This window comes from Geobacillus sp., from assembly GCF_017515625.1.
Taxonomy (GTDB): domain Bacteria; phylum Bacillota; class Bacilli; order Bacillales; family Anoxybacillaceae; genus Geobacillus; species Geobacillus stearothermophilus.
In genome coordinates this window covers 1-6,662 of sequence record NZ_JAFWFM010000200.1, presented here as the reverse complement: position 1 = coordinate 6,662, position 6,662 = coordinate 1, and the positions used below count along the sequence as shown (strand labels likewise).

The 6,662-nt window shown below is 57.2% G+C and carries 5 protein-coding genes; 1 reads left to right on the top strand and 4 read right to left on the bottom strand.

Annotated features, from left to right (window positions below; all coding sequences use genetic code 11):
* Positions 1 to 523: 523 nt before the first annotated feature.
* From IKE44_RS11510 to IKE44_RS11495, 4 genes are read right to left on the bottom strand one after another with little or no spacing between them, the layout of a single operon-like run.
* The gene (locus tag IKE44_RS11510) at positions 524 to 1,933 is read right to left on the bottom strand and encodes a phosphomannomutase/phosphoglucomutase (protein WP_049624929.1); all 1,410 of its coding nucleotides are present in this window, start codon (positions 1,931 to 1,933) and stop codon (positions 524 to 526) included.
* Positions 1,884 to 2,999 carry a glycosyl transferase gene (locus tag IKE44_RS11505; RefSeq protein ID WP_121674107.1) on the bottom strand — a complete coding sequence of 372 codons (1,116 nt, stop codon included), beginning with the start codon at positions 2,997 to 2,999 and terminating at the stop codon, positions 1,884 to 1,886. The genes IKE44_RS11510 and IKE44_RS11505 overlap by 50 nt, the downstream gene beginning before the upstream one ends.
* Positions 2,980 to 4,167, bottom strand: coding sequence for a glycosyltransferase family 4 protein (locus IKE44_RS11500; protein ID WP_049624930.1), 1,188 nt, complete (start codon positions 4,165 to 4,167; stop codon positions 2,980 to 2,982). Before IKE44_RS11500 ends, IKE44_RS11505 begins: the two co-directional genes overlap by 20 nt.
* Positions 4,164 to 5,207: a nucleotidyltransferase family protein gene (locus IKE44_RS11495; RefSeq protein ID WP_287465966.1), complete on the bottom strand. Its 1,044-nt coding sequence runs from the start codon at positions 5,205 to 5,207 to the stop codon at positions 4,164 to 4,166. Before IKE44_RS11495 ends, IKE44_RS11500 begins: the two co-directional genes overlap by 4 nt.
* A 291-nt stretch (positions 5,208 to 5,498) precedes the next feature.
* Between IKE44_RS11495 and IKE44_RS11490 the strand changes: the two genes are divergently transcribed.
* On the top strand, positions 5,499 to 6,662 hold a 1,164-nt coding region (locus IKE44_RS11490; RefSeq protein ID WP_287465964.1), incomplete at its 3' end, for a Gfo/Idh/MocA family protein.

Sequence of the window (6,662 nt, the reverse complement as noted above, 5' to 3'; positions counted from 1 at the left end):
TTTTGCATCAAATTCGGGAGTGTGGTATGCTTGTTCATAGAGAGCACCTCCTGGGTTTGTTTGTGTTGTTACTCACATTCTACAGGAAAGGTGCTCTTTTTTCTATACCCTTTGGATTTTATTGGATAATCAACACGCCTGCTTTCTATCATTGTATTCGCTCCTGACAGCGAATTGCCTTTATTTTAGCCAAATTTCAAAAAGAAATCTACATCCGTCCAAGGCGGCCCTCCCTTGAATTTTCCCCGCCTGTTTGGGGTGTGAGCGTTGGAGGGCTCAAGAAGGACGGCGATTTGAGGGGAAACACCGCTCTTCAATAAGTTTCTTAAAAGACCTTACAACGCCACCGCTTCGTTGGGTTTTATCCTTATCTATTATGGACAAACCATTTGCAAGAAATCAAGCATGAGCCCCCTCACAACAAAAATAAACCGGCGTGGGATCCCTACGGACGACCCACGCCGGAACGAATCTTTTGAAACGGACAAAGGGCGACAAGCGCAGACCATTCGGTGAAAAGGCGTCACCAGTCAATGCGCAATTCAAGGGTAGCGAGGCAATCAGCCAGCTGCCGCTTAATCTCCGCCAATGCAGCCTCCGTCTTGGCTTCTGCACGCAACACAAGAATCGGCTGCGTGTTCGACGGCCGCACCAACCCCCAGCCGTCTGGGAACTGGATGCGGGCGCCATCCACATCGACAACAGGGAAACGGCCGGCAAATTTCTCTTTTACTCTGGCAATGGCAGCCGCTTTTTTCTCTTCCGGGCAAGCGACGCGTGTCTCCGGCGTCGCGGCGTACTGCGGCACGTCGGCGAACCACTCGGACAGCGGGCGCTCATCGTGCGACAGTAATCGAAGCAGGCGCCCAGCGGCGTACAGCGCATCGTCATAGCCGTAAAACTCATCATTGAAGAACAAATGACCAGACATTTCACCGGCAAACGGGATCTCCGGACGACGGCGCAACGTCGCTTTGACGTGCGAATGGCCGGTGCGATGGAAGAACGGTTTCCCGCCGAGCCGCTCAATTTCCTCAACTAGCGCTTGCGAACATTTCACTTCGACGGGCGCGTCGGCTCCCGGATGGCGCTTCAAAATTTCGCGCCAGAACAGCACCATCAGTTGGTCGCCCCAGCGGATCGCACCCGTTTCATCCACGACTCCGATCCGGTCGCCGTCGCCGTCAAACGCGATGCCAAGATCCGCCTGCTCCTTGCGCACCATCTCAATCAAGTCCGTTAAGTTCTCCGGCACGACCGGGTCCGGATGATGATTCGGAAACGTCGGATCGGATTCACAGTAAAGCGGGATGACATCACATCCCCACTCTTTGAGCACTTGTGGCGCAATGATCGATGGGGTGCCGTTGCCGCAGTCGACGACGACCTTCAGCTTGCGCGGACCGAGCTTAATTTTCTCCTTCAACATCTTGATATAGGCCGGAGCAAGGTCAAGCGTTTCCTCGCGCCCGCGCGCTGTTTCAGGACGCGGCTGTTCCTGGCTGAGCCGCTCCATCGCCCGCCGCAGCGCTTGGATGCGCTCGCCATAAATTGTCGTTTTCCCCATGGCGATTTTAAATCCGTTCTCATCCCCTGGGTTATGGCTGGCGGTGATGATCATGCCGCATGGAATGTTCGTGTAGTATAAGCTGTAGTAAAACATCGGCGTCGTCGAAAGCCCAATATCGACGACATCGCAGCCGCCATCGAGCAGCCCATCTTTGAGCGCCCGATGCAAGCCAGGCGATGACAGACGATTGTCATGACCGACAACCGCCCTCTTCTCGCCTTCCTTTTGCATCATGTCGGCAAAGGCCCGTCCGAGCCAATACGCGAACGACTCATCGAGCTCCTCTCCGGCTCGTCCGCGGATGTCGTATTCTTTAAACACGTGTGCTGGCCATGCGAACGGTTTCGTTGTTGACGTATTCATCGACAACCACCTCCACCGAAATTGATTGAGCGATTGCTGCTGTTAACAAGTACGACAATGTTGACTCCGCCCCTCGATTCGGGTTCGGGCCGTTCGGGCTAAGCCCGTCGCAGCAACTGCCGTCGCTTGGGTCCGCAAGCGGCGCGTTGCCGTCGTTTTGTCCGTAAAACCAAGCGAGGCAGCGGCGGACGACGCCGCGATAACGCTCGTCGTCCGTTGCCCAATACGCTTCGCGCGCCGCCAAAGCGAGCTTCATCACATCAAGCGGCTGTTGATCCCAATCGGCGCGGTAGCGGCGGCTGCACCAGCCGCGGTTGCCGACCGGACGGATGACACCTCCCGGTCCGCTCATTTTTTCAATAAGGAAAGCAAGGCTTTTTTCCGCCACTTCCTTCACCTCATCCCGCGGCGCGCGCCGATATGCCGTCCAAAGCGCCCACGGCAGCACCCCGTTGGCGTACGTCAACTCCGGCTCATACCAATGCCAATCGTCGCCAGCATGCTCCCAATACGCCGCAAGCAGCCGCTGCTCAAGCCGTGCAGCCAAAGCTGCCACTTCCTCTTGATCGATGCCAAGCGGGCGTCCTTCTGTCAATAAGACGCCGCAAGTGGCCACCCCCCAGGCGACGCCGCGCAGCGAGCGAAGCTCCCATGCCGCCGGCAGCGCCCTCCTCAACATGTCCGCAGCCGCCTCGCGCCGCGCCGCATCATCCAATTGCTTATACGCGATCGCCGCCGCCCAAAACGACCGCCCGAAGCAGTCGTCTGAGGGCGTCTCTTCCTCTTTCGTCCGATCGAAGAAAAAGTTGTTATGGAACGTCCCGTCATCGTTTTGCGCCCAAAGCAAAAAGGCCAAATATCGGTCAAGCAGACGATACAGCCGCTCCTTTGTTTCTTGATCGTCGAGCAACGCCAGCCACTCGAGGCACGCCCATATGGCGCGGGCGTTGTCATCGGTCGAATACCCTTCGCGCCGCCGCGGAATGCGGCCGAGGCTATGCTCGAGCAACCCGGTGTCGTCAGTCATGCGCTCGAGATGGTCGAACTTAATGACCGACGAAACCAACCGCCTTCACCTCCCCGCGTTTTGCGGCGCACACGCGCTCAAATAAGGCGACATGCTGTTCGCCGATGCGCGGCCAATGCGTGTTCGCCCCAATTTGGCGCACGGTTTCTTCCCAGCGTTTTAACGCCGCCTCATCGGCCAACAGCTGCCCAAGCCGCTCTTCCCATCGGGCGGTATCGCCATACGGCAACAGTAGCTCCTCGCAGCCCCGCAACAAATCGCGCGCATGCTCATACGGCGTCGAAACGACCGGACGGCCGACGCCGACCGCATAGGCAAGCGTGCCGCTTGTAATTTGCTGAATGCCCGGGTACGGGGTGACATACAAATCGCACGCCGTCAAATAATCAATCAGCTCTTCTTCGCTGAAATACCGGTCCTCCATGCGGACATGGCCGTCGAGTCCAAGCCGATGAATCAACGCTTTCAGTTCATCGCGGTACGCCTCGCCCTCCCGTTTTTTCACTTCCGGATGTGTCTGTCCGGCGATGACATACAGCGCTTCCGGCACCTTGCGCACGACGCCCGGCAATGCGGCGAGCACCGACTCGATTCCTTTGCCGCGGCTTAGAAGCCCGAACGTCAACATCACTTTGCGGCCGCTGAATCCGAGGCGTCGGCGAAGCGAATCGCGATTTTCGCTGCTTGGGCCTGGAGCACCGTGCGGAATGTAGACAATTTTTTCTTCCGGCAAGCCAAACGCTTTGACCAAATACGGGATCGCCTGCCGGTTCATGACGATGATGGCGTCGCTTGCCGCCGCGATTTTTTCTTGAATCGGGCGGTACGGCAGCGGCGGTTCGGCAAACACCGTATGGAACGTCGTCACGAGCGGCTTTTCGAGCGCCGCGATGAAATCGAGAATGTATTCGCCTGCCTCGCCGCCGAAAATGCCAAATTCATGCTGCAGGACGACAACATCGATGTCGCTCTCATTCACCCGTTTCGCCATTTCGGCATACGCCGCACGGTTTTGCGCCGGGAGCGGCCAATACGCCGGGTTGTGGCGATAGGCGTCATCGCCGTCGCTTTCGTTGTACAACACGATGATGCGGTCGCCATCGGACGGTCCGCGGACGCCGTCAATACTTTGCCGCAAATGTTCCGTAAACGTCGCCAGCCCGCACCGCCGCGGCGGATACGTGCTGACGTAGGCAATTCGAATCATGCTTGCACCGCCTCCTTGAACTGATTAATAATCGAATCTTCGAACACTTTTCCCGCCGGCGTCACCGTCCGATAGCCGAAAATGCTGTTTTGCAAACGGCTGCGGTCACGAATGACAGAGCGGTCCCAAACGATGGTCTGCGCGCAATGGACGCGGGCGCCAATTTGGCAGCGGTCGCCGATGACCGCATTCGGGCCGATCACAGCCTGCCGTCCGATTTTCACATGGTCGCCGATGAGCACAGGCGGTACAAACAAGACGCCCGACCCAATCTCGACATGTTCGCCGACAAATACCCCTGGCTGGATTTCACGGCCTTTCAGCGGAATCGGAAACTCCCGACGCAACGCATCCCAGTGAACTTGGCGGTAGCGGGCCGGCGTCCCCATATCACGCCAGTATCCGTCACTGACGATGCCATAGACACCGACATTCCTTTCGATCAGCAGCGGGAATGTTTCGCGTTCAATCGACACTTCCCGCTCCGCCGGGATATAGCGCATCGCCTCTGGCTCCAAAATATACATGCCGGCGTTGATCCGGTTCGATGGCGCTTCTTCGCGGCGCGGCTTTTCGATAAAGCGCAAAATTCGCCCGCTGTCGTCTTGTTCTACGACCCCATAGGAAGAAGGATCGTCTACTTCCGTTAAAACAATGGTCGCCAAACCGCCATGTTGACGATGGAAATCAAGCAGCGGGATCAATTGCGGCAAATGCACAATGTCGGCGTTAAACACGAGAAACCGTTCCTTCAGCCAGCGCTCGGCGTTTTTGATCGCCCCAGCCGTTCCGAGCGGGAACGGTTCGAGCGCGTATGTAATCTTGACGTTCCAGCGCTTCCCATCTTCGAAATAGCGACGGATCACTTCTGAACAATGATGGGCGGCGATGACAAATTCGTTGACTCCTTGGTCGCGAAGATGAACGATGAGGTGTTCAAGCCATGGCCGGTTCGCAATCGGGGCCATCGGTTTGGGGATGTTTTCGGTCAATGGACGAAGACGCGTACCTAATCCTCCTGCCAGCAACAATGCTTTCATTTCGTCATCCCTCCATATCTTTTTTTCACAAAAATAGACACCTTTTTTGACGGATGAACGTGAAAATGAAAGTAGTTCATATATTGCTAGCACTCGACTGAGATGGTTGCTAATAATAATATACATAATATTCCTTCTGTTGCGCAAGCGAAATGATTGTCGGATGGTATCGATGAGGAATGATTGATGCTTGCAAATTTCAAAACTTTCATTTTCTCGTTCTTCTTTTTCTTTGCGGTATAATGTACATCGTTAATGCTATATATATGTGAGGGAGGAGGAGAATACGCCATGATTTCTTCATTTTTCCGTTACCGTGTCGGCATCGCCGGCGCCGGTGCATTCGCTGAATTTTTAGCCGGCGCGCTCGCCCCGCTTCCTTCCTTTCAGCTTGCTGCCGTCGCCGGCCGAACGGACGCAAAGCGCCAGCGCGTCATCGACGCCTATCGCCGCCGTCAGCCGCAGGCGGGCGACGTGCGCGAATACCGCGAAGCTGAACAATTGATCGTTGACCCGCATGTTGACATCGTCATTCTCACCACCCCGCCGCATTTGCACGCCCCGCTTGCCAAGCGGGCGCTTGAGGAAGGAAAACATGTGCTCCTTGAAAAGCCAGGCGGCCTCACCGCCGAGGCGCTGCGGGCGAACATCCAGCTCGCCGCCCGCCAAAACCGGGCGTTGGCGGTCAATCTCGTTCTTCGCTACCACCCGCTCGCTGAAGCTGTCAAGCAACTCATCCATCGCGCGCTTCTTGGCCCAGTGGACTACGCAAGCCTTCACAACGCGGCTCACCGCGTCGCCAAAGGCCATTGGTTTTGGGACGAGCGGCGAAGCGGAGGCATTCTCATTGAGCACGGCGTCCACTTTTTTGAAGTCGGACGCGACTGGTTTGGCGAAGCGGCTTCCGCACGCGGATTCGCGCTTCAGGAACCAGACGGCACACGGCCGCGCGTCGGCGCTACGGTGATTCATGAAGGCAAGGGCCGGCGCATCCCCGTCCATTATTACCATGGCTTTACGATGGACCCTGCCGCTTCGGAATCGACGCACTGGGACATTCATACGAAACGCGGCCGCATCGTGCTTGACGGCTGGATTCCGACGCAGCTGTCCGTCTCCGGCCTCGTCACTGACGAGGAGGCAGCCTGCATTGACGCCTGGCTTGACGCCATCCCGACAAAGCCGTCGGCTGACGCTATCGAACAACTGCAGCAAGCGGCCGACCGGCTGTTGCCGCCCACGGAACCTTCAGCCGCTCCGCGCCGCCCATACGAGCGCACCGTGGTGCTCTCGGACCGCCACGGGTGGTACGAAGCGATCGCTCAAACGCGCTTTCTTGATTTTTGCCGTTTGATCGAGAACCCGAGCTGGCGCGTCCTCGTCACCGCCGAAGACGCCGCCGCCGACCTCGCTTTGGCGGAAGCGTGCACCGTGACGGATAAAGCAGACGACCCA

Coding starts and splice junctions, on each gene's coding strand:
- IKE44_RS11500 (WP_049624930.1), bottom strand. CDS start 4,167: ATGATTCGAATTGCCTACGTCAGCACGTATCCGCCGCGGCGGTGCGGG.
- IKE44_RS11495 (WP_287465966.1), bottom strand. CDS start 5,207: ATGAAAGCATTGTTGCTGGCAGGAGGATTAGGTACGCGTCTTCGTCCA.
- IKE44_RS11510 (WP_049624929.1), bottom strand. CDS start 1,933: ATGAATACGTCAACAACGAAACCGTTCGCATGGCCAGCACACGTGTTT.